This is a genomic window from Lentzea sp. CC55 (genome assembly GCF_021056325.1).
Lineage (GTDB): Bacteria > Actinomycetota > Actinomycetes > Mycobacteriales > Pseudonocardiaceae > Lentzea > Lentzea jiangxiensis.
In genome coordinates this window covers 20,774-41,853 of record NZ_JAJCXE010000016.1, presented here as the reverse complement: position 1 = coordinate 41,853, position 21,080 = coordinate 20,774, and the positions used below count along the sequence as shown (strand labels likewise).

At 72.3% G+C, this 21,080-nt stretch carries 22 protein-coding genes and 1 pseudogene; 16 read left to right on the top strand and 7 right to left on the bottom strand.

What is annotated here, in order from left to right:
* Nucleotides 1–11 precede the first annotated feature (11 nt).
* From L6E10_RS10580 to L6E10_RS10560, 5 genes are read left to right on the top strand one after another with little or no spacing between them, the layout of a single operon-like run.
* On the top strand, nucleotides 12–1,538 hold the full coding sequence (locus tag L6E10_RS10580) for an ABC transporter substrate-binding protein (protein WP_236219223.1): 1,527 nt from the start codon (nucleotides 12–14) through the stop codon (nucleotides 1,536–1,538).
* Nucleotides 1,535–2,479, top strand: a complete 945-nt coding sequence (locus L6E10_RS10575; protein ID WP_236219221.1) for an ABC transporter permease — start codon at nucleotides 1,535–1,537, stop codon at nucleotides 2,477–2,479. The genes L6E10_RS10580 and L6E10_RS10575 overlap by 4 nt, the downstream gene beginning before the upstream one ends.
* Nucleotides 2,476–3,249, top strand: coding sequence for an ABC transporter permease (locus L6E10_RS10570; protein WP_236219219.1), 774 nt, complete (start codon nucleotides 2,476–2,478; stop codon nucleotides 3,247–3,249). The genes L6E10_RS10575 and L6E10_RS10570 overlap by 4 nt, the downstream gene beginning before the upstream one ends.
* The gene (locus tag L6E10_RS10565; protein WP_236219217.1) at nucleotides 3,246–4,664 is read left to right on the top strand and encodes an ABC transporter ATP-binding protein; all 1,419 of its coding nucleotides are present in this window, start codon (nucleotides 3,246–3,248) and stop codon (nucleotides 4,662–4,664) included. The genes L6E10_RS10570 and L6E10_RS10565 overlap by 4 nt, the downstream gene beginning before the upstream one ends.
* The gene (locus L6E10_RS10560; protein WP_236219215.1) at nucleotides 4,661–5,236 is read left to right on the top strand and encodes a GNAT family N-acetyltransferase; all 576 of its coding nucleotides are present in this window, start codon (nucleotides 4,661–4,663) and stop codon (nucleotides 5,234–5,236) included. Before L6E10_RS10565 ends, L6E10_RS10560 begins: the two co-directional genes overlap by 4 nt.
* A gap of 43 nt (nucleotides 5,237–5,279) precedes the next feature.
* On the opposite strand, the gene L6E10_RS10555 is transcribed toward L6E10_RS10560, so the two are convergent.
* Nucleotides 5,280–5,639 (bottom strand): metalloregulator ArsR/SmtB family transcription factor, encoded by a 360-nt coding sequence (locus L6E10_RS10555; protein ID WP_236219213.1) that lies wholly within the window; start codon nucleotides 5,637–5,639, stop codon nucleotides 5,280–5,282.
* Between the two features lie 40 nt (nucleotides 5,640–5,679).
* Here L6E10_RS10555 and L6E10_RS10550 point away from each other — a divergent pair, with 40 nt between their 5' ends.
* Nucleotides 5,680–7,554, top strand: coding sequence for a heavy metal translocating P-type ATPase (locus L6E10_RS10550; RefSeq protein ID WP_374236292.1), 1,875 nt, complete (start codon nucleotides 5,680–5,682; stop codon nucleotides 7,552–7,554).
* 27 nt (nucleotides 7,555–7,581) lie between these two features.
* Here the strand turns inward: L6E10_RS10550 and L6E10_RS10545 are convergent, their stop codons facing one another.
* Genes L6E10_RS10545 through L6E10_RS10535 form a run of 3 tightly spaced genes read right to left on the bottom strand, consistent with a single transcriptional unit; the run spans nucleotide 7,582 to nucleotide 10,347 of the window.
* A complete protein-coding gene (locus L6E10_RS10545) occupies nucleotides 7,582–8,394 on the bottom strand; it encodes a class I SAM-dependent methyltransferase (RefSeq protein ID WP_236219211.1) in 813 nt (270 codons plus the stop codon).
* On the bottom strand, nucleotides 8,387–9,211 hold the full coding sequence (locus tag L6E10_RS10540) for a class I SAM-dependent methyltransferase (RefSeq protein ID WP_236219209.1): 825 nt from the start codon (nucleotides 9,209–9,211) through the stop codon (nucleotides 8,387–8,389). The genes L6E10_RS10545 and L6E10_RS10540 overlap by 8 nt, the downstream gene beginning before the upstream one ends.
* A complete protein-coding gene (locus L6E10_RS10535; protein WP_236219207.1) occupies nucleotides 9,208–10,347 on the bottom strand; it encodes a GTP-binding protein in 1,140 nt (379 codons plus the stop codon). The genes L6E10_RS10540 and L6E10_RS10535 overlap by 4 nt, the downstream gene beginning before the upstream one ends.
* A gap of 80 nt (nucleotides 10,348–10,427) precedes the next feature.
* Here L6E10_RS10535 and L6E10_RS10530 point away from each other — a divergent pair, with 80 nt between their 5' ends.
* From L6E10_RS10530 to L6E10_RS10515, 4 genes are read left to right on the top strand one after another with little or no spacing between them, the layout of a single operon-like run.
* Nucleotides 10,428–11,426, top strand: a complete 999-nt coding sequence (locus L6E10_RS10530) for an ABC transporter substrate-binding protein (protein WP_236219205.1) — start codon at nucleotides 10,428–10,430, stop codon at nucleotides 11,424–11,426.
* Complete coding sequence (locus L6E10_RS10525) at nucleotides 11,423–12,406, top strand: iron ABC transporter permease (protein WP_236219202.1); 984 nt, start codon at nucleotides 11,423–11,425, stop codon at nucleotides 12,404–12,406. Before L6E10_RS10530 ends, L6E10_RS10525 begins: the two co-directional genes overlap by 4 nt.
* Nucleotides 12,403–13,416, top strand: coding sequence for an iron ABC transporter permease (locus tag L6E10_RS10520; RefSeq protein WP_236219200.1), 1,014 nt, complete (start codon nucleotides 12,403–12,405; stop codon nucleotides 13,414–13,416). Before L6E10_RS10525 ends, L6E10_RS10520 begins: the two co-directional genes overlap by 4 nt.
* Nucleotides 13,413–14,201, top strand: a complete 789-nt coding sequence (locus L6E10_RS10515) for an ABC transporter ATP-binding protein (RefSeq protein ID WP_236219198.1) — start codon at nucleotides 13,413–13,415, stop codon at nucleotides 14,199–14,201. The genes L6E10_RS10520 and L6E10_RS10515 overlap by 4 nt, the downstream gene beginning before the upstream one ends.
* Before the next feature lie 3 nt (nucleotides 14,202–14,204).
* On the opposite strand, the gene L6E10_RS10510 is transcribed toward L6E10_RS10515, so the two are convergent.
* Nucleotides 14,205–15,434, bottom strand: a complete 1,230-nt coding sequence (locus L6E10_RS10510; RefSeq protein WP_236219196.1) for an MFS transporter — start codon at nucleotides 15,432–15,434, stop codon at nucleotides 14,205–14,207.
* 254 nt (nucleotides 15,435–15,688) lie between these two features.
* On the opposite strand from L6E10_RS10510, the gene L6E10_RS10505 reads away from it, so the two are divergent.
* From L6E10_RS10505 to L6E10_RS10495, 3 genes are all read left to right on the top strand, one after another.
* Nucleotides 15,689–16,573 (top strand): universal stress protein, encoded by an 885-nt coding sequence (locus L6E10_RS10505; RefSeq protein ID WP_236219193.1) that lies wholly within the window; start codon nucleotides 15,689–15,691, stop codon nucleotides 16,571–16,573.
* 176 nt (nucleotides 16,574–16,749) lie between these two features.
* The gene (locus L6E10_RS10500) at nucleotides 16,750–17,769 is read left to right on the top strand and encodes an NAD(P)/FAD-dependent oxidoreductase (protein ID WP_236219191.1); all 1,020 of its coding nucleotides are present in this window, start codon (nucleotides 16,750–16,752) and stop codon (nucleotides 17,767–17,769) included.
* Nucleotides 17,736–18,023, top strand: a complete 288-nt coding sequence (locus L6E10_RS10495; protein WP_236219190.1) for a DUF3040 domain-containing protein — start codon at nucleotides 17,736–17,738, stop codon at nucleotides 18,021–18,023. Before L6E10_RS10500 ends, L6E10_RS10495 begins: the two co-directional genes overlap by 34 nt.
* 6 nt (nucleotides 18,024–18,029) lie before the next feature.
* Here L6E10_RS10495 and L6E10_RS10490 read toward each other — a convergent pair.
* A pseudogene (locus tag L6E10_RS10490) lies at nucleotides 18,030–18,374 on the bottom strand (TrkA C-terminal domain-containing protein); the annotation flags it as partial.
* Nucleotides 18,284–18,526, bottom strand: coding sequence for a hypothetical protein (locus L6E10_RS10485; RefSeq protein ID WP_236219257.1), 243 nt, complete (start codon nucleotides 18,524–18,526; stop codon nucleotides 18,284–18,286). The gene L6E10_RS10485 and the pseudogene L6E10_RS10490, both read right to left, overlap by 91 nt.
* A 159-nt stretch (nucleotides 18,527–18,685) precedes the next feature.
* Between L6E10_RS10485 and L6E10_RS10480 the strand changes: the two genes are divergently transcribed.
* The 3 genes from L6E10_RS10480 to L6E10_RS10470 are packed head-to-tail and all read left to right on the top strand — an operon-like array spanning nucleotide 18,686 to nucleotide 21,010.
* Nucleotides 18,686–19,294, top strand: coding sequence for a TetR/AcrR family transcriptional regulator (locus L6E10_RS10480; RefSeq protein ID WP_236219188.1), 609 nt, complete (start codon nucleotides 18,686–18,688; stop codon nucleotides 19,292–19,294).
* Nucleotides 19,291–20,541: a glycosyltransferase gene (locus L6E10_RS10475; protein WP_236219186.1), complete on the top strand. Its 1,251-nt coding sequence runs from the start codon at nucleotides 19,291–19,293 to the stop codon at nucleotides 20,539–20,541. The genes L6E10_RS10480 and L6E10_RS10475 overlap by 4 nt, the downstream gene beginning before the upstream one ends.
* On the top strand, nucleotides 20,528–21,010 hold the full coding sequence (locus L6E10_RS10470) for a DUF6653 family protein (RefSeq protein WP_236219184.1): 483 nt from the start codon (nucleotides 20,528–20,530) through the stop codon (nucleotides 21,008–21,010). The genes L6E10_RS10475 and L6E10_RS10470 overlap by 14 nt, the downstream gene beginning before the upstream one ends.
* Nucleotides 21,011–21,080: the final 70 nt, after the last annotated feature.

Below are 21,080 nucleotides of genomic sequence, written 5' to 3'. Positions count from 1 at the left end.
AAGGAACCAGCATGCCCCTGAACCGCCGCGGTTTCCTCGGCCTGACCTCCGGTCTGGCGGTCGTCACCCTCGCGGGGTGCGGCAGTGCCACGCCGGCCTCGTCCGCGCCCCGTGCCGGTGGCAGGCTCCGCGCCGCGTTCGCCGGCGGTGGCGCCAAGGAGGTCCTCGACCCGCACCTGGCCAACCTGTTCGTCGAAGCCGCGCGGTCCAAGGCGATGTTCGACAAGCTCGCCGACCTCGGCAACGACGTGTCGCCGCAGCCGCGGCTGGCGGAGAGGTGGGAGCCGAACGCCGACCTGACGCGCTGGCGGATCAGCCTGCGCCAGGCGGTGTTCCACGACGGCAGACCGGTGCGCGCCCAGGACGTGCTCGCCAGCTACGCGCGCATCCTCGACCCGAACCGCGCGTTCCGCGCCAAGTCGAGCCTCGCGCTGATCGACCTCGCGAACAGCCGCGCGGTCGACGACCGGACCGTGGAGTTCGCGCTGAAGCGGCCCTTCGGCGAGTTCCCCAACGCCCTCGCCGCCTTCGGCGCGTACATCGTGCCCGAGGGTGCCGACGACTTCACCAAACCGGTCGGGTCCGGGGCGTTCAGCTTCGTGTCGTTCGAACCGGGCAGGTCGGTGCTGCTCAAGCGCAACCCGGACTACTGGGAGGGCGCGCCGCTGCTCGACGAGCTCGAGTTCGTGATCGCCAACGAGGAGTCCGCGCGCACCAACGCGTTGCTCGGCGGTCAGGTCGAGTACGCGCACGACCTCACGCCGACCACCGCGCGCAGCAACGCCTCCGGCGACCGCATGACGATCCACCGCTCCCCCAACAGCGCCGTGCAGGCGTTCGCCATGAAGGTGGACCGGGCGCCGTTCGACAACCGCGACCTGCGAGAGGCGATGTTCCTGCTCGCCGACCGGCCGCAGCTGGTGGAGTCGGTGCTCGCGGGCAGCGGCCAGGTCGGCAACGACCTGTTCGGCAAGGACTACCGGCACTACGCCGGTGACCTCCCGCAGCGGCAGCGCGACCTGGACAAGGCGAAGTTCCTGATCCGCAAGGCCGGTGCGGAAGGCCTGACGGTCAAGCTCGACACCTCCACGGCCGCGGCCGGCATGGTGGAGGCCGCCACGGTGTTCGCCGACCAGGCCAAGGGGTCCGGGCTGACGATCGAAGTGGTGCAGGGCAACAAGGACAGCTACTGGGCCGACACGCTCAAGAACGGCTCGCTGTCGAGCTTCCGCTCCGGTGCCATGCCCATCGAGACCCATGTCGCGCAGCGCCTGCTCAGCGGGTCCGGCACGAACGTGACCAAGTGGGCCCGGCCCGAGTTCGACGCGCTGTACGAGAAGGCGGTGTCCACTTCGGACCCGGCCGCGCGCACCGAGGCGTACCGGGAGATGCAGCGCGTGCTGCACGCCGAGGGCGGCTACCTGATGTGGGGCTTCGCGGACTGGATCGTGGGCGCGAAGCCGAACGTCGGGGGCATCTCCACCGCCCCCGCCAACACGCTCGACTGGGCCCGCTTCGACAAGGTGTGGCTGGGGTGAGTCCCGCTTCCTACACGGCCCGGCGAGCCGCGCTCGGGCTGGTGCAGGTGCTCGCCGTGGTCACCCTCGTGTTCTTCCTGGTCGAGGCCCTGCCGGGAGACGCGGCGGTGGCTTTGGCCGGGGACAACCCGGACCCCGCGCGGATCGCGCAGATCCGCGCGGCCATGGGCCTGGACCGGCCGACCCCCGAACGGTTCGCGGAGTGGCTCGTCGGGCTGCCCCGGCTGGACTTCGGCGTCTCACTGGTGTCGGGACGGCCGGTCGCGGACTTCCTGGCCGGCGGCATCGGCCCGACGCTCGTGCTGGCGGCGCTCACCCTGGTGCTGCTGGTCCCGATCTCGGTGCTGGTCGGTGTGCTGGCCGCGTTGCGCGAGGGCAGCCCGCTGGACCGGGCGCTGACGTCGATCAGCGTCGCGCTGCACTCGATCCCGGAGTTCGCGCTCGCCGTGGTGCTGATCGCGGTGTTCGGCGTGCAACTGGCCTGGCTGCCGCCGACGGCGGTGGGCGCGGACCTGTTCGCCCAGCCCGCCGTTCTGGTGCTGCCGCTGGTGGTGCTGCTGGCCAGGCCGATCTGCTCGATCAGCCGCCTGGTCCGCGCGGGGATGGTCGACGCGCTGGCGTCGGACTACGTGCGCCACGCCCGCCGCCTCGGGATCGGCGAGACGCGGGTGCGGTTCGCCCACGCGCTGCCGAACGCGCTCGCGCCCGCGGTGCAGCAGGTCGCGCGGACCACGGACTGGTTGCTGGGCGGCGTGATCGTCGTCGAGGCGGTGTTCGTCATCCCCGGCCTCGGCACCGTCCTGGTGGACTCCGTGGCCGCGCGCGACCTCCCGGTCGTGCAGGGCCTGGCCGTGGTCTTCGCCGTCACCACGGTGGCCGTGAACCTGCTGGCCGACCTGGTGGCGTTCCGGCTCGCTCCGCGCGCGGAGGTGGTCGCGTGAAGCGGGCGGGCATCGGCGGACTGTTGATCGCGGTGCCGCTCGCGTTGGCGCTGCTGGGACCGCTGTTCGTGCCGGACCGGCAGACCCGCGGCGCTCCCTTCGTGCCGTTCGGGTTCCTGGGCACGGACTTCGTGGGCCGCGACGCCTGGTACCAGGTGCTCGCCGGTGGCCAGACGGTGGTGCTGGTGGCGTTGACCGCGACCGTGCTCTCCTACCTGGCCGGCGTGCCCTACGGCGTTCTGGCGGCCACCACGCGGCTGCGGCTGGTCGACGAGGCGTTGATGCGGCCACTGGACGTGCTGCTGGCGGTGCCGTCGCTGCTGGTGCTGATCCTCGTGGCCGCGATCGCCGGACAAGGCCTGCCGGTGCTGATCGGCGTGGTCACGCTCGTCAACTTCCCCGACGTCGCCCGCCTCTCGCGGGCGGCGGCACTCGAGATCTCCGGACGACCCGCCCTGGAGGCGATGCGCATGCAGGGCGAGTCGTGGTGGCAGACCTCGATCATCTACACAGGACGGTCGATGCTGCGCACACTCGCCGCCGACGTGGGCGTCCGGCTCACCGCGGCGCTGTACCTGGTGGCCTCGGCCAGCTTCCTGGGCGTCGGCGTGCCACCCGACGCGGCCGACTGGGCCGTGATGGTGGACCGCAACCGGGGTGGGTTGTTCCTGCAGCCGTTGACCGTGGTGGTGCCCGCGCTGCTGATCGTCGCGCTGTCCGTCGGGCTGAACCTGGTGTTCGACCGCGCCCTGAAGCGGGTGCGCACGTGACCCCGGTCGTGCACGTCGAGGACCTGCGCGCCGAGGCGAACGGTCACGTGCTGCTCGACGGTGTCAGCTTCGCGCTGTCCGCCGGGCGGGTGCTCGCCCTGGTCGGCGCCTCGGGCAGCGGCAAGACCACGACCGGGCTCGCCCTGCTGGGCGAACACGGTCCGGGAGTGTCGGTGAGCGGACGCGTGGAGGTGAACGGACGCGTCGGGTTCGTGCCGCAGCAACCGGCCTCCGCGCTCAACCCGGTGCGCCGCCTGGACGCCGTCTTCCGCGAGATCGCCGCACTGCACGAAGGCAGCCCCGGCGAGCTGCTCGAGACGGCTCTGCGCCGGGCGCGCGTACCGGCCGACCTGCTGCGCCGCTACCCGCACCAGCTCTCCGGGGGCCAGCAGCAGCGCGTCGTGCTCGCCCAGGCGCTGGTGGGCGACCCGGCGGTGCTGGTGGCCGACGAACCCACCACCGGGCAGGACGCCCTGACCCGTGCCGAGGTCGTCGACGAGCTCGCCGCCGTGGTCGCGCAGGGCGTGGCACTGGTGCTGCTGACCCACGACGTGGAGGTGGTGCGAGCGCTCGCCGACGAGATCGTGGTGCTGCGAGCGGGTCGCGTCGTGGAAGCCGGGCCCGCGCGGGAGCTCCTGACCGATCCCCGCGAGGACTACACCCGCGCGTTGCTCGACGCCGCGCCGCAGGAGTTCGCCGGGGTTCCCGAGCGGGCGCCCCGCCTGCGGGTGCGCGGCCTGACCGCCCGGCACCGCACCACCACCGTCCTGCACGACGTGCACCTCGACGTCGGCGAACGCCTGGCGGTCGTCGGACGCTCCGGCAGCGGCAAGACCACCCTCGGCCGCTGCCTGGCCGGCCTGCACCAGCAGGCCACCGGTGAGGTGCTGCTGCACGACCGGCCACTGGCGCGGTCGCTGCGCCGGCGCCCCCGGAACGCGCTCGCCGCCGTCCAGTACGTCTTCCAGGACGCGCGGGGGTCGTTCGACGAGCACCGCCCGGTGCTCGACCAGGTCGCCAGGACCGCGGTCCGGCTGCGCGGAGTGCGGACCTCGCAGGCCCGTGCCGCGGCACTCGCCGCGCTGGAACGAGTCGGCCTGCACGAGGAGGCGGTGCTGCGTCGTCCGCGCGGTCTGTCCGGCGGCGAACTCCAACGAGCCGCGCTCGTGCGCGCCCTGCTCGCCGAACCCGAGGTGCTCGTGTGCGACGAGATCACCTCGGGCCTGGACGCGGTCACCCGCGCCGGGCTGCTCGACCTGCTCGCGAGCGTGCCGTGCGCGCTCGTGCTGATCAGCCACGACCTCGACGTCGTGGCCCGCCTCGCCGACCGGGTGGTCGTGTTGCACGAGGGACGCGTCGTCATGGACGGTCCGGTCGCGACGACCCTGGACGGCGCGAAAGAGAGGATGAAGTGAACACGCACCACCAAGCAGCGGACGCCTATGAGGTCCGGTTGGCGACGCACGCCGACCTGCCGGGAGCCCGCAGCGTCATGCTCGACACCTTCTACCGCGAGTTCGGCTACGGCTACAGCCCCCAGTGGCACGCCGACGTGATCGACCTCGCCGCGACGTACCTGGAGACTCCGCGGCACGCGTTGTTCGTCGCGGTCCGCGGCGACGAGGTCGTGGGCACCACGGCCGTGCGAGCGCAGGGGCCGGCGAGCCCGCCCCACCCGGCGTGGATCGCCGAGCGCTACTCCGGTGACCGGACGGCACAGCTCTTCCGCGTGTACGTCCGGGCCGGGCACCGGCGCCGTGGTCTGGCGCGTGCCCTGGTCGACGCCGCGGTCGGGTTCGTCGCCGAAACCCCCGGCTACGAACAGATCTACCTGCACACCGACACCCGCGTCGCCGGTGCGGAGGGGTTCTGGCGCTCGGTCGCGAAGGAGGTGTGCGACGCCCGCGACGGCGACCCGGACCGCAGCCAGACCGTGCACTTCGAGATCCCGATCCCGGCCCTGGCCGTGACGGCCGACCCGAGATGACGTGACGGTCGGGGGCGGTCCCGCTCGGCCGTCCCCGGCCCTCTCAGGCGGTGTCGACGTCGTCGGTGGCACCGAGGCCGAGGTGTTCGATGTGGTAGACGGCTTCGTCGAGCAGCATCGCGACGTGGTTGTCGTACAGGCTGTAGACCACGCTGCGGCCCTGGCGCGTACCGGTCACGAGCCCGAGCGCGCGGAGCAGCCGCAGTTGGTGCGACACCGCGGACTGCTCCATCTCCACCGCTTCGGCGAGCTCACCGACGGGGCAGGCCCCGTGCCGCAGACGGGTCAGGATGCGCAGACGGCTCGGCGTCGCGAGCGCCTGCAGGGTGGCCGCCACCGTCGCCGCCGACTCCGCGTCCAGCTGTGCCGGTGGTGTGGCCCTGCCCTCGACTCCGTGACCCATGACAGCATCCTACTCAGTGAACACATGAAGAGGTCTTCAGATGTTCCTGTATGGTGCTCGCGTGACTTCGACGCTTGCCGTGACCGCGCCGCACCACACACCCCCACGACACCGGTCCGTTCTCGCGATCGGCGAGGTCCGCTGGGCCGCCGTCGCCACAGTGCTGTTCCTCGCGGGCCTCGGGACCAAGCTCGCCGGTGGGCCGTCCTGGAGCTGGTGGCTCCTGCTGCTCGGTTGCTACGCCACCGGCGGCTGGGAACCCGCGCTCGCCGGGCTGAGGGCGCTGCGCGAGCGGACGCTCGACGTCGACCTGCTGATGATCGTCGCGGCGATCGGCGCTGCCTCGATCGGCCAGGTCGTCGACGGTGGCCTGCTGATCGTCATCTTCGCCACCTCCGGCGCGCTGGAGGCCGTGCTCACCCAGCGGACGGCCGACTCGGTGCGCGGGCTGCTCGACCTGGCACCCCAGCGCGCCACCCTGGTGCCGGCCGGGAACCGCGAGCAGGAGGTCGACGCGGCGGACCTGCGGGTGGGCGACGAGATCCTCGTGCGACCGGGCGAGCGGATCAGCGGTGACGGCGTGGTCGTCGACGGCCGCAGCGAGGCCGACCAGTCGTCGATCACCGGCGAGTCGCTGCCCGCGCCGAAGCAGCCCGGGTCGGAGGTGTTCGCGGGGTCGCTCAACGGCACCGGCGGGCTGCGCGTGCGGATCACCCGTGCGGCCAGGGACACGGTGATCGCCCGGATCGTGGCGATGGTCGAGCAGGCCTCGGCGACGAAGGCCAAGACGCAGTTGTTCATCGAGAAGGTCGAGCAGCGCTACTCGCTCGGCATGGTGACCGTGACGCTCGCGTTGTTCGCTGTGCCGTTGCTCTTCGGCGCGGCGCTGGAACCGACGCTGCTCCGCGCGATGACCTTCATGATCGTCGCCTCACCGTGCGCCCTGGTGCTGGCCACCATGCCCCCGCTGCTGGCAGCCGTCGCCAACGCCGGAAAACGCGGTGTGCTGGTCAAATCCGCGGTGGCGATGGAACAGCTGAGCACCGTGGACACCGTGGCGCTGGACAAGACCGGCACCCTCACCGAAGGCACGCCCCAGGTCGTCGGCGACGTCGACGACGACGTGCTCGCCACCGCCGCGGCGGCCGAGCAGCTCAGCGAGCACCCGATCGGCCGCGCGATCGTCGAAGCCGCACGGCGACGCCACCTGGCCGTGCCACCCGCCGAGGGCTTCCGGGCGACACCAGGCGTCGGCGTGACGGCACGTGTCGGGCAGCGGACCGTCTCGGTGCACCGGGCCGACTCCTCACCCAACGGCAACACCGCGGTCGTCGTCACCGCCGGCCGGCACCGGATCGGCGTCATCGAACTGGCCGACCGGGTCCGCCCGTCCAGCGAGCCCGCCGTCCGCGGGCTCACCGTCCTCACCGGACGGAGCCCGGTGCTGCTGACCGGGGACAACCACCCGGCCGCGCACCGCGTCGCCGACGAGGTCGGTATCACCGACGTGCGCGCCGAACTGCTGCCGCAGGACAAGGTGCGCGCGGTCAGCGAGCTCCAGGGCAAGGTGCTCTTCGTCGGCGACGGCGTCAACGACGCCCCCGCGCTCGCGACAGCGCACAGCGCGATCGCCATGGGACGCCGGGGATCCGCGCTGACCGTGGACACCGCCGACGTCGTGGTCGTGGGTGACGACCTGACCGTCGTGCCGTCGGTCGTGGCACTGGCCCGCCGGGCGAGGCGGGTCGTGATCGCCAACCTCGTCATCGCCGGCGCGTTCATCGTGGTCCTGTCCGCGTGGGACCTGTTCGGCACGCTGCCGCTCCCGCTCGGCGTCGCCGGGCACGAGGGGTCGACGGTGCTGGTCGCGCTCAACGGGATGCGGCTGCTGAGCGCGCGGGCCTGGAAGCCGTGACCGAGGCGGCCGGCCTCCCCGCGGCGCTCACCGCTCCGAACGACGGCCGCTGCCGATCAGCGTGGTGGCGTCGAGCTCCTGCAGACCGGCCTGTCCCAGCGACGCCAGGTAGTGCTCGCGCACATCCGGGACCAGCTCGGCGGGCACCTTCGCGAGCGCTCCCCGGAACCCGGATCCGACGACCACCAGCCACGCCACCTCCGGGGTCATCGTCAGCGCCAGCTCGTGCACGGTGACCTCGACGTCGGCCAGCCCGCGTCCGGTCAGCCAGGCGGCGTAGGTGTCCGCCTGGTTGACCTCGTCGATCAGGTGCGGCGGGCGGGACGCCGGTACCGGCGTGTTCGTGACCTCGGCGATCGCGAGGCCGAGGTGGCGGCCCGCCGCGACCATCGACTCCCCGCGCCAGATGGTGAACACCACCCGCCCACCGGGCCGGGCCCGGCTGATCAGGTGCTCGGTCCCGGCGGTCATGTCCGGGAAGAAGAAGATGCCCAGCGCCGACTGCACCACGTCGTAGCCCTCCCCCGGCCACGTCGTCACATCGGCCTGGTGCGCGTGCAGCTGAGGCAGGCCGGTCGACAGCCGGCGCAGCTCGTCCACCATCGGACCGGACAGGTCGACGGCGTCGACGTGCCCGTCCGCCCCGACGAGCCGCGCCGACGGGATCGCCGAGGCACCGGTGCCGCAGCAGGCGTCGAGGACGCGCTCACCGGGCTTCGGATCGGCCACGGCGAGCGCCGCCGTGGCGATCGGCTCCCAGAGGTGGCGGCCCAGCGCCGTGAAGTCGGCCGCCGCGGCGTCGAACGCGCCGCGGATCTCGGTCTGCCGGTCCTCAGCCATGATCTCCCCTTTTCACTCCGATGTGGACGGTCCTGGCGGTGAGCAGCGCCACGTCGTCCCGCGCCCCCAGCCAAGCCGATGACGAGCGGTCGAGCAACGCCGCCCACGCCCGCAGGTCGTCCTCACCCAGGAAGACCCGCGCCCGCCCGACCCGCGCGGCGAGTTCCGCGAGCACGACCTCCCGCACGCCGGGCCCGAGCGGTGCGGGCAGGTCCAGCAGGACGCTGCGGCTGGTGACCTGCTCGAGCCCGGCGGTCCTCATCAGCTCCGGCCACCCGCGCGCCTCGCGCACGACACCGGGCCTGCCCTCGAACCACGCCGTGAACCACTCGTTGTGCGCGGCGTCCAGCCTGCTCTCCAGGCCGGGCCTGCCGGCACCGACGTCCCACGGCAGGCACCGCGCCGGCAGACCACCCTCGCCGAGCGCGAGCACACCACCGGGTGCGAGCAGGTCCGCCAGCCCGGACACCGCGTCCTGCCACGACAACGCGTGGTGCACGCAGGCACCCGACCAGATCAGCGACACCGGTTCGGGCAGCGGAACCGGGCCGTCGTCGAGCTCGTGCAGGACCGTGCGGACGCGGTCGCCCAGCCCCGCTCGCGCGGCGCGGTCGCGGACCATCTCGAGCATCGCCTCGTCGTTGTCCACGGCGTACACCCGGAGCGCGCGCTCGGCCAGGCGGACCGTGCTCGTCCCGGCTCCAGGCCCCACGTCGGCCACCACGCCGGCGATCGGCAAGGAGTCCAGCAGCGCGAGCTCGGCCGGCGCGAACACCGCTTCCGCCGCGGCCGGGTCGGTGGTCGACGGGCCGGTCATCCGGCGTGCTCGTGCAGGTCGGCGAGGTCCCACAGCGGCAGCGGATCGTCGAGCGCGCGCCACTGCTCCGGCCCGGCCGCGAACTCCTCCTCGGTCAGCAAGGCGGGCTCGAGCCGCCGGCGCGGTTCGTCGAGGTCGAGGCCGACGCCGATGAAGACGAGCTCCTGACGGCCCTGCGGGCCCTCCAGCAGCTGCCCCGGTTCCAGGGTGAGGTTCGGACCCGCCTGCGACCACACCGCCAGGACGTCGGGGCGGCTCGCGATGTGGCAGAACCCCTTGCTGCGCAACACTCCCTCCCAGCCGGCCAACGCCGCCGCCAACCGGGCCGGGTGGAAGGGCCGCGAGGCCCGGAAGGCGACCGAGCGGATGCCGTACTCCTCGGTCTCCGGGACGTGGCCGGTGCCCGCGAGCTCCTGGGCCCAGCCAGGTGCCTGCGCGGCGGTGATCGGGTCGTAGCGCCCGGTGTCGAGCACCTCGGCCAGGTCGACGACGCCGTGCCGGGTGTGCAGCAGCCGGGCGACGGGGTTGAGCCTGCGCAGCACGGCGTCGAGCGTCGCGAGCTGCTCCTCGGTCACCAGGTCCGTCTTGTTGACCACCAGCAGGTCCGCGAACTCGACCTGGTCGACCAGCAGGTCCGAGATCGTGCGCTCGTCCCCCTCCGCCGCGGCGATGTCGCGTTCGGCCAGCTGCTCACCGGTGGTCAGCTCGCGCAGGAACCCCGCCGCGTCCACGACGGTGACCATCGTGTCGAGCCGGGCGTGGTCGGACAGGCTGGTGCCGTCCTCGAACGTCCAGTCGAAGGTCGCGGCCACCGGCATCGGCTCGGAGATGCCCGTGGACTCGATCAGGATCGTGTCGAACCGGCCCGAGCGCGCCAGCTCGCCGACGCTGTCGAGCAGGTCCTCCCGCAACGTGCAGCAGATGCAGCCGTTGGTCAGCTCGACCAGCCGTTCCTCGGTGCGGTCCAGGCTGCCCTGACCGGCGACCAGCGCGGCATCGATGTTGATCTCGCTCATGTCGTTGACGATCACCGCCACCCGCCGCCCCTCCCGGTTGGCGAGCACGTGGTTGAGCAACGTCGTCTTCCCGGAACCCAGGAAACCGGACAGGACGGTGACAGGTGTGCGTCCAAGCATCTGCACATGATAATCATCTTCATAGCCGGGTGCGAGCAGCCCCGGCCGGGTGATCACTCGTCCTCGGTGAAAGGCGCGCCATGTCCCGTTCCGGCCGAACAGCCGTCCTACTCGTCATCGCCGCGGCGGTGTCGGCGTGTTCCGCGCCACTCGCGAGCGAGGGCGGAACCCCGCCAGGAGGTGCCGGCCGGCCTTCGATCGACCGTGCGGCGCCACCGCTGGAGCCGTCGCTGACCATCACCGATCCGCAGGGGCGGACGCTCACCCTCGCCAAGCGGCCCGAGCGGATCGTGTGCCTGAACGGGTTGTGCGACGACATCGTGACCACGCTCGGACTCACGCCGGTCGGGACGAGCAACCCTGCGCTGATCAAGCATCCGGCACTGCTCGGCGACCAGGCCGGTGCCGCTGTCGCCGTGGTGCCGGGCACGTTCGGGAGCGAGGACGTCGAGGCGATCGCCGCGATGCGGCCGGACCTCGTGATCGGGCTGCCCGGCGTGCACGACCCGCTGGAGGAGGCCGTGGAGCGCTTCGCTCCGCTGTGGACGGCGGACCCGGCGACGTGGGAGCAGTCCGTCGGCTACCTGCGTTCCCTGGGAGCGCTCACCGGCCGGGTGGAGCAGGCCCGTGGCGCCGAGGAACAGTTCCGCGGCAAGCTCGCCGACGCCGTGGAGCGGACCCGCGGCACCGGGCAGGCGAGCAAGAAGGTCGTGCTGATGTACGGCAGCACGGACGCGATCGGTGTCGACACGACCGCGTCCCTCAAGGGTGACCTGCTCTCCCGGTTGTTCGACTACCCGTTCCCCGGCAAGGGTGGCGACATCGCCACCGCGAGCAGCTACAGCGTGGAGGAACTGCTGGCCCGCCAGCCGGACGTGGTCTTCGTGTACTCCCTGCTGTTCTCCGCGAAAGACCGGACGCTCAGCGCGCAACTGGCCGACAACGCGGTGTGGCAGCAGATCCCGGCCGTGAAGCGGCAACAGGTGCACGAGATGCACGCGAAGCTCTGGGGGTCCGGTCGCGGTACCCGCAGCATGGGGGCGATCATCGACGAGGCGCTGGAGAAGGTTCCCGCGTGACGACTCGCGTGGCGGCAGCAGCCGCTGCCGGTCTGGTGATCGCCGTGGCGGCGCTCATGCTGGGGCAGCCGTTCGTCGGCGTGAACCGGCTCCTGCCCGCCCTGTCCGCGACGGAGGGCCTGGAGCACGTCGTCGTCACGCGGGTGCGGGCGCCCCGGCTGGTGCTCGGCGCCATCGCCGGGGCGTGCCTCGGCGCGGCGGGCATGCTCCTGCAGGAGGCGCTGCGCAACCCGTTGGCGGTGCCGGAACTGCTGGGGGTGTCCAGCGGCGCCGGTGCCGCTGTCGGCCTCTGCGTCGCCCTCGGGATCTCCGTGCCGGGTGCTCCGGTGGTGCCGGCACTGCTCGGCGCCGCCGTGGGCGGAGGTGCGACGCTGCTCGCCGTCCGGGGTGCGGCCAGTCCGGCGGCGGTCCTGCTGATCGGTGCGGCGGTGAGCGCCGCGTGCCAGGCGCTCATGATCGCCGCGGGTGCCCTGGTGGACTCCCGCGAGCAGGGCGTGCTGGTGCGCTACCTGCTCGGCTCGCTCACCGGGAGCTCCTGGCAGGCGGTGGTTCCGGCGGCGGCGGGCATGGTCGTGGCGATGCTCGCCGCGGTGGCGGTCCTGCCCGCGGTCACCCTCCTGCGGCTGGGCGACGACACGGCGTCGGCGCTGGGGCTGCGCGCCGGCGCGGCACGCATGGTCGTGCTGGCGGTGGCGTCGCTGCTCGTGGCGGTCGTGGCCGGGCCGTGCGGCCCCATCGCGTGGGTCGGGTTCTTCGCCGTCCGCATCGCCGGGGCCTGGCGGCCCAACACCGGTGCACTGCAACGGCTGGCGTGGTCCGCGGTGCTCGGCGCGCTCCTGGTGGTCGTCGCCGACGTGGCCGCCCGGACCGTGCTGCATCCCGTGGAACTACCGGTCGGAGGTTTGACCGCACTCGTCGCCGCGGTCCTCGGCGCGGTCATGTTGCTGCGCGGTGGCCGTACGACGCGGAGTTCGTCATGAGCCGCCGGAGAAGCACGGCGTTGATGCTGCTCATACCCGTGGTGGCGGCATGTGCGCTGGCACAGCTCTCGGTCGGCTCGTCACTGTCTCCCGTGGAGACGGCCGTCGCGTTGTTCGCCGCCGAAGGCCATGAGTATGCCGTGGTCGTCGGACTGCGGCTGCCCAGAGTGCTGGTCGCGTTGTGCGCTGGCGCCTGTTTGGGCGTGGCGGGCGCACTTCTCCAATGCGTGTTGCGCAATCCACTCGCGGCGCCGGAGATCACCGGTGTCGGGTCCGGTGCGGTGCTGGGCGCGGTCAGCGCGTCCGCGGTGGGGGGCGTCGCGGCCACCGCCGGCTTCATGGCCGCCGCCGCGCTCGTCGGCGGAGTGGTCGGCGGCGGGGTCCTGTGGGTGCTCGCCACCCGGTTCGGCGGGGACGCGATGCGGCTCGCCGTCGTCGGAGTGGTCGTCTCCGCCGTGCTGGCCGGGCTGACGCTGGTCCTGCTCACCGCGCGGCCCCAGCTCGCCGGCGCGGTGACGCGGTGGCTGCTCGGATCCCTGGCCGGCCGGACGTGGGAACACCTGGCGCCGCTGTGGCCGGTGCTGGTCGTGGTGCTCGTCGCCGCCACCGCGATCGCCGGAGTCCTCGACGTGCTGGCGGTGGACGACGACCACGCGCTGGCGGTGGGGCTGGCCGTCACGCCGTGGCGGAACACGGCACTGGCGCTGGCGGCACTGGCCACCTCGGCGGCGGTGGCCGCGGTGGGCGCCACGGCGTTCATCGGTCTGCTCGCGCCCCATGCCGCCCGCAGGCTCGCCGGCGCGGCACACCGCCACCTGGTTCCGGCGTCCGCACTCGTCGGCGCGGGCGTCCTCGCGCTCGCGGACGCCGTTGCCCAGCTGGTCACCGCCGCCGCCGGACGAGCAGAAGCAGGTCTTCCCGCGGGCGCCGTCACCGCGCTCGCGGGCGCGGCGGTGCTGATCGCACTGGCACGCCGCGGTTCGACGTCCATCACAGGAGGATCCGCGTGAGTGAGCTGTGCGCCGAAGGTGTGTGGGCCGGGTTCGGCAGCGAGGTGGTCCTGCGGGGCGTGGACGTCGAGGCGCGCCGCGGCGAGTGGCTCACCCTGCTCGGCTGCAACGGCAGCGGCAAGACGACGATGCTGCGCGTCCTGGCCGGCCTGCACAGCCCGGACCGGGGCCGGGTGCTCGTCGACGACGATCCGCTCGCCCACCTGACCCGCCGCGCGGTCGCCCGGCGCATCGCCCTGCTGCCCCAGACGATGCCGCCGGTGAGCGGCCTGACCGTGCGCCAGCTGGTGCGCCAAGGCCGTTACGCCGCAAGAGGCCCGCTCGGGATGCTGACCGAGGCGGACGACGACGAGGTCCGCGCGGCCTTGCGCGACACCGGGACGCACGACTGGGCCGACGTCCCGGTGGACCAGCTCTCCGGCGGACAACGCCAGCGCGTGCGGCTCGCCCTCGCACTGGCGCAGGACGCGCCCGTGCTGCTGCTGGACGAACCGACGACCTACCTCGACGTCCGGCACCAGCTGGAAGTCCTCGACCTCGTCCGCCGCCTCCAGCGCGAACGATCGCTCACCGTCGTCGCGGTCCTGCACGACCTCACCCAGGCCGTCCGCTACTCCGACCGCGTCGTGGCGCTGCTCCACGGACGTGTGCACGCGGAGGGCGTCCCGCACGAGGTCGTGGACACCGCGCTGCTGCGCGACGTCTACGGGGTGCGCGGCCGCGTCTGGCGAGACGAGATCAGCGGCCTCGTCTGCACCTTCGACGGAGTGTCCGAAGCAGACTGAAGCTCAAGCCGCCCGGCGCAGCACGGGCGTCACCCACGCGAGCACCACACCCGACAACAGCACCAGCACACCAGCCGCCAGACCACCGCGCGGATCACCGGTCGCGACGGACACGGCCCCCGCCAGCGCCGCACCGACCGGTTGCCCGACACCCCAGGCCAGCATCCGCGCGGTGGTGTTCACCCGTGACTGCAGCTCCTCCGGACACACCTGCTGCCGGTAGGTGATGCCGTTGAGGACCACCGTGGCGTGCGCGGCACCCCAGTACACCAACGCCACGCACACCAGCAGCCAATGCGGGCTCGCGAGGACGAGAACACCACCGAGCAGGGAAAGCGGCAAGGCCGTCAACGCGAGCCGCGCACCGCCCCAGCGCGCGGTCAGCTCCGGCACCAACCGGGACGCGATGAGCGCCCCCACACCCCAGCAGCTGAACAACGCGGCCAGCCGGGCGTCACCGCGGGGCGCCACCTGCAACACCCGGTCGGCGAACGGCACCAGCACCGCCACCCACGCACCGCTCGCCACCGAATGCGTGGCGCCGACCAGGGTCAGGGTGCGGATGGTCGGTTCACGCCACAGGAACCTCAGCCCTTCCCGCACATCCGCGACGAGGTCACCGGCACCGCGCACAGGACGCGGGCTCGCCATGCTGCTCACGATGCTGCGCAGCAACAACGCCGACCCGACCGCCGTCAACGCGTTCACCGCCAGAAGCGCCGCCGGTGCCACGACAGCGACCACCAGACCGGTCAGGCCCGGCACCACGAGCTCGACCAGCGTGGTGCGCCCGAACAGGGTCGAGTAAGCGGCCGTCAACCGATCCTTGCCCACCAACGCCGGCAGGGCGCCGAAGTTCGCCGCGTCGAAGAACACGAACGCCGTTTGCGTCGCGAACGCCACCACCACGACGTGCGGCGCGGACAGCACCCCCGCCCACCACGCGAGCGGAACGCTCAGCAGCACCGCGGCGACCCCGACGTCGAGCGCCACCATCATCGCCCGGCGGTCCAGCCGATCCGCCAGCGCGCCCGCGAGCAACCCGAAGACCAGGTACGGCAGCGCCTCCGCCGCCGCGACCGCCGACGTCCACCCCGCGGACCCGGTCAGCTGGTAGACCAGCACCGGCAACGCCACCGCCGACACCACCGCGCCCGCGACGGACAACACCCGTGCCGTCAGATAACGGCTGAAATCACGCTCGGAGGCGTGCAACTCCCCAGTGCTCGTCACGGCAACAGCATATGACTTTCATGTTCATCTTCGTCCACGTTGTCGCCCATCGCCGGAACTCCGCTGCACCACGGCGGTGACCGGGACCCGAGCAGAAAGTCCCGGCCGCCGGCGGGAACTCGGTCCCTGGTGAGCCCTCCGCCCGGCGGCCATGATCAGAACAGCTCGAACGAACCGGCGCCCGGTGCCGACGCACCGAGCACGACCTGTGGTCGTGGCCGTCCGACGGCCCGACGAAGCAAGGAGAGATACCCATGGCGGATGTGGCGAAGCGGCCCGTGGTGGTCGGCGTGGACGGATCGGCGTCGGCCGCGCAGGCAGTGCGCTGGGCGGCCCGCGAAGCCGTCCGCCGCGATGCGCCACTGGTGCTCGTGCACACGACCGCGGCCGTTCCCGCCGCGGCGCCCCACGCGGTGGCGCTGGGCGCCTACCGGGACGCGCTGACCGAGCAGGGCCACCGGTGGCTCGCCGAAGCGTCCGCCACGGCCCTCGAAGCCGCACCCGAGGCCGAGGTGAGCACCGAGCTGACCGGGGGCTGGGCCGCCGAACAGCTGATCGGGCGCTCGGCCTCGGCCGAGCTGGTGGTGCTCGGCTCCCGGGGACTGGGCGGCTTCACCGGCCTCGTGGTCGGATCGATCGCGGTGGCCGTGACCACCCACGGGCACTGCCCCGTCGTGGTCGTACGCGGACCGGACGCGCGGACCGAACCCCGTCAGGACGGCCCGGTCGTGGTCGGCGTCGACGGATCACCGGCCAGCCGAGCGGCGATCTCCTTCGCCTTCCGGGCCGCGGCCTCCCTCGACGTGCCCCTCGTGGCCGTGCACGCCTGGAGCGACCTGCCCACGGACGTCTGGGACCTGATCGCCGACTGGCAGACCATCCAGGAACAGGAGTCCAAGGCGCTGAACGAGCGGCTGGCCGACCACCTGGCCCAGTACCCCGGCGTGACCGTCGAGCAGGTCGTCACCCGCGACCGCCCGGCCCACACCCTGCTGGCGCAGGCCGAGAACGCCCAGCTGGTCGTCGCCGGGTCCCGCGGCCGCGGAGGATTCCGGGGCCTGCTCCTCGGATCCACCAGCCAGGCCCTCATCCACCACGCCCCCTGCCCGGTGGCCATCGTCCCCTCACCCCGCCCGTGACCGCGGCTGCCCGACCGCGCCACCGACGGAGCTGACCGCTTCCGGGTTCCGGTCACCCCGGCACCCGCTCGGCCCGGTCAGCGGCTTTTGTGAACCGTCTCCGTGGCCTACTCTGGGCCCCGGTGTGCCGGGAAGCCTGGTCGGCGTGACGTGTCCCCCGTTGGGAAGGATCGGTCATGCCCACCAGAAGAGCTCTTGTCGTCGGCGCAGGCGTCGCCGGGCTGGCCACCGCGTTGCGGTTGCGCCGCAGCGATTGGGAGATCGTCCTCGTCGAACGCGCGTCCCGGTTCACCGACGACGGATTCCCCTGCGCCTTGCAGGGGCCCGGATGGGAAGCAGCTTCCAGGCTGGGCCTGATGAAAGCGCTCGACGCGCGCAGCCAGCCCCGGTGCGACACCGTGGTGGTCGGCCGGACGGGCGCCCCGTTCGCCCTGTGCGCGAAACCGTCGAGCAAGGTGCCAGTCCTTCGCCGCGGTGACGTCGTCCGTGTCCTTCGCGAGGCGGTCGGCGATGTCGAGGTGCGGTGCACCGACGTGCTGGGCCTCGCAGAGGACGACTGCGGCGTCACCGTCGAGTTCGGCGATGGCGAAGCGGACTGGTTCGACCTGGTCGTGGGCGCGGACGGTGCGGACTCCGCGATTCGGGCCTCGGTGTACGGGCACCGGTGGCGGTACCGGCAGGGCTTCAGCATGGCGACGGGCTTGCTGGGAGCCGGCCCCGGGAACGCGGTGCGCATGGAGCTCGTGAAGCGCTCGGTGCGCGTGCATCCCTTGCGCGACGGGAACTCGGCGGTGTTGTTCACCTGGCGTGGTGACGTCGGCTCGGATTTGCACGACGTTTTCGGCGACGTGCCGGGAGTTCCACCGGGGCTGCTGTCGCAAGTGGACGACTCGCTCTTGAGCCGGCGCACGGGATCGCAGGCCCACTTGAAGCAGTGGGCGTCGAGACAGGTTGTGCTCGTCGGTGACGGCGCGTGGTGCTCCGGCCACTTCTGCGAGCAAGGCGCGTCGCTCTCGATCGCGGGTGCGGAGTTGCTGGGGGACGCGCTCGACATCTTCACCGGCACGGCGGAAGCACTGGCGTGGTGGGAGGGGCAGTTCCGTCCGGTTGTCCGGCATGCGCGGCGGCAGGGCGTCGTGCTTCGAGAGAGCGAGGTGGCCCAGTGGATCTCCCCGAGGACGAGCAACGTCAGCTGAAGCAGATCGAGGAACAACTCGCCGAGGAGGACCCGGCGTTCGTCGCGCGGCTGAACCGCAAGCCGCTTCCTCACCACCGGTTGTCGCAGCGCGCCTTGTTCGTCGTCCTGTTGCTGCTCACCTACGTGGCCGGTTTGACGCTGCTGGTCGGAGGTGTCGCACTGGGTTCGGTCGCCTTGATCGTGCTGGGCGTCGCGGTGACGGCGGTCTACCCGGTGCTCGTCACCGTCAGAGGTGTGCGCGGCAAGCGGTGACCGTGCTCAGGACAGGTCGGCCACCCGTTCGACGTCCGCGGTCCGCCCGGCGAGGATGAGCACGTCGCCTCGGTTCACGACGGTGTCCGCGGTCGCGTAGGTGAAGCCCTCCCCGGGGCGTTTCACGCCGACCACCGTGACGCCGTACTTGGTCCTCAGGCGGCTCAGCTCCAGGGGCAGGCCGGCCGCCTCCTCAGGCGCGTGGGTCTTGACCAGTGCGTAGTCGTCTTCGAACTCGATGTAGTCCAGCATCCTGCCGGTCACCAGGTGGGCGACCCGCTCCCCCATCTCGTGCTCGGGCAGCACGACGTGGTGCGCGCCCATGCGCTCGAGGATGCGTCCGTGCTGTTGGACGGGATGTCGACCAGCCCGAGGCCACCTTGGCCGATCAGGGCGCCGGCGACCAGGAACATCAGGGCCGTCGACAGGATGGTGCGGGCGGCGGGGCCGGACAGCGAGACGCTGATCAGCAAGACCGCACCGAACGCCAGAACCAGCGCCATCAGGAAGCTCCGCCCACGTCAGCGAGGCCCGCCACGGGTTCGTGACGAGCGTTGCCGACCAGACTTCCCGGCGCACCGCGCGCAAAGATGCCGCAAAGATCCTCGCAAAGCAAACCGGCCGGCTGGACAGCGACTGAACACTTGTTCAATACTTGGAACATGCGTTCAGCTTCCGATCTGACGGCCAGAGCCCGCATCCGCGATGCCGCGCTCGCCCGGTTCGGCGTCGACGGCCTGGCGGGGACCTCGGTCCGCGCGGTAGCCGCGGACGCCGGGGTGTCCCCCGCGCTCGTGGTGCACCACTTCGGTTCCAAGGAAGGACTTCGTCAGGCATGCGACGACTACGTGCTCGAGTCGATCCGCCGCGGTGACGAGACCGCCTCCGAGGCTTTGGCCGAGGTGTTGCAGGCCGCGACACCGGTCCGGCGCTACCTGGCGCGCGCGTTGCTCGACGACACCCCGGCGGCGGGTGCGCTGTTCGCCGAGATCGTCGAGCGCACGCAGGCCTGGCTCGCGGCCGGCGAGGCCGAGGGCTGGGTCCGCGGTTCGCAGGACGCGCGGGCGCGAGCGGTCACCTACGTCTCGTGGTTGCTGGCACCGCTGGTGCTCGGCGACCACGTCGGACGGCTGCTGGGCGGCGACCCGGCCGAGACCGCGACCGCGGTGCGCGGTGCGCGAGCCGGTCTGGAGATGCTGACCAACGGCCTGTTCTCCGACGACCGCTGGCTCACCGCGTTCTCCGAGATCAACGACAGGAGCAGGCCGTGAGAGCGTTGCTGGTCACGCATGGGACGCGTGGTGACGTACAACCGTTGCTGGCACTCGCGGTGGCTCTGCGCAAGGCGGGCCATGAAGCGCTGCTCGCGGCTCCCGCCTCCTTCGCCGGCAGTGCCGTCTCGCACGGCGTGGAGTTCGCACCGCTGGACGAGGGACCGAACAGGCTGCTGCAGGACCCCGCGATGCTGCAGGCGGTCGAGGGTGGCTACCGGGGTGTGCGCGGCAAGCTGACGGCGATCTCGACGATCCGGCGCATCAAGCCGTTGATGGCAGACGTACTGCGCGATGTCGGCGAGGTCGCCCGGTCCTCCGGCGCCGATCTGCTGGTGCACACACCGAGTCTGCCCGCACAGCACGCGGCGGAGGTGCTCGGCGTTCCCGCCGTCCTGGCCACGCTGCAGCCCGGCTGGGTGCCGACGTCGGAGTTCCCCTGCCCCATGGTGCCGCTGCCGAGGCTCCCCCGTTTCCTCAACCGGTCGACCTATCTGACGGTGTCGGCGGTCATGCGTTCCTACAGCGGCGTGTCCAACGCCTGGCGCGTCGAGCAACTCGGCCTCGCCCGAGGTCCCGGACCACGTCACGCCCTGGTGTTGCAGGCGTTCAGCTCCGCGGTCACGCCGATCGATCCCGCATGGCCCGCAACCGTGCGCACCACGGGTTTCTGGTTCCTGCCGCGCGATCCGGCGTGGACCCCGGACCCGGCACTGCAGGCGTTCCTGGACGCGGGGCCGCCACCGGTCTACCTCGGCTTCGGCAGCATGGCGGGACGCGACGCCCAGCGCACCGGAGACATCGTCGCCGAGGCGGTGCAGGCAGCGGGAGTGCGCGCGATCGTGGCCACCGGCTGGGGCGGGCTCGCCGCACGCTCCTCCCACGACCTGCTCGTCATCGACCAAGCCCCGCACGACTGGTTGTTCGGCAAGGTGGCGGCGGTCGTGCACCACGGCGGAGGAGGGACGACCGCCGCAGCGCTGGCCGCGGGGGTGCCCCAGGTCGTGTGCCCGTTCGTCGCCGACCAACCCCACTGGGCACAACGGATGCACGCCCTGGGCGTTGCGCCACGACCACAACGCCCTACGAAGATGAGCGCCGCTTCGCTCGCCGAAGCGATCTCACAGGCCGTGGGCGACCCCCGGCTCCGGCAACGCGCCGCAGAGCTCGGTGGGCGGATGCGCGGGGAGAACGGTGCCGGCAACGCTGTCCGCGACCTGGAGGAGCTCCACAATGGACGCCGCTGACCGCGTATCCAAGGCTTTCGGCATGACGGACGAGGTGTGGCAACGGCACGCCAACCCGTGGAGCGTCTGGACGCGGTTCGCCGCCATCCCGTTGCTGCTCCTCGCCATCTGGAGCCGCACCTGGATCGGCTGGTGGAGTCTCCTGGCCGTCGCCGCCGTGGTCGTCTGGCTCTTCGTCAACCCGCGGGCGTTCCCGCCGGTACGAGAGCCGCGCGGCTGGACCGCGCGCGGCATCTACGGGGAGCGCGTCTGGGTCCAGCACCGCGATCTGGTGACGCCGGACCACCGGGCGGTGCTGCGCCTGCTGGTCACCCTGGGTGTCATCGGGTTCGCCATGATCATCTGGGGCTTGATCGCCCTCCAGGTGTGGCCCACGCTCTTCGGCGCCACGGTGGTCGTGCTCGCACAGCTCTGGCGAATCGACCGCTTCGGCTGGCTGTGGGAGCGCCACGAGGCTCAGCGGTCCTGATCCCACGCGATCGCGCCATCGCCCTCGACGAGCGGCGTTCACGAAGACTCCCGGGTGTCGGCGTCGTTCA

Coding starts and splice junctions, on each gene's coding strand:
- L6E10_RS10580 (WP_236219223.1), top strand. CDS start 12: ATGCCCCTGAACCGCCGCGGTTTCCTCGGCCTGACCTCCGGTCTGGCG.
- L6E10_RS10555 (WP_236219213.1), bottom strand. CDS start 5,639: ATGGGTCACGGAGTCGAGGGCAGGGCCACACCACCGGCACAGCTGGAC.
- L6E10_RS10550 (WP_374236292.1), top strand. CDS start 5,680: ATGTTCCTGTATGGTGCTCGCGTGACTTCGACGCTTGCCGTGACCGCG.
- L6E10_RS10545 (WP_236219211.1), bottom strand. CDS start 8,394: ATGGCTGAGGACCGGCAGACCGAGATCCGCGGCGCGTTCGACGCCGCG.
- L6E10_RS10540 (WP_236219209.1), bottom strand. CDS start 9,211: ATGACCGGCCCGTCGACCACCGACCCGGCCGCGGCGGAAGCGGTGTTC.
- L6E10_RS10535 (WP_236219207.1), bottom strand. CDS start 10,347: ATGCTTGGACGCACACCTGTCACCGTCCTGTCCGGTTTCCTGGGTTCC.
- L6E10_RS10530 (WP_236219205.1), top strand. CDS start 10,428: ATGTCCCGTTCCGGCCGAACAGCCGTCCTACTCGTCATCGCCGCGGCG.
- L6E10_RS10520 (WP_236219200.1), top strand. CDS start 12,403: ATGAGCCGCCGGAGAAGCACGGCGTTGATGCTGCTCATACCCGTGGTG.
- L6E10_RS10505 (WP_236219193.1), top strand. CDS start 15,689: ATGGCGGATGTGGCGAAGCGGCCCGTGGTGGTCGGCGTGGACGGATCG.
- L6E10_RS10500 (WP_236219191.1), top strand. CDS start 16,750: ATGCCCACCAGAAGAGCTCTTGTCGTCGGCGCAGGCGTCGCCGGGCTG.
- L6E10_RS10485 (WP_236219257.1), bottom strand. CDS start 18,526: ATGGCGCTGGTTCTGGCGTTCGGTGCGGTCTTGCTGATCAGCGTCTCG.
- L6E10_RS10480 (WP_236219188.1), top strand. CDS start 18,686: ATGCGTTCAGCTTCCGATCTGACGGCCAGAGCCCGCATCCGCGATGCC.
- L6E10_RS10470 (WP_236219184.1), top strand. CDS start 20,528: ATGGACGCCGCTGACCGCGTATCCAAGGCTTTCGGCATGACGGACGAG.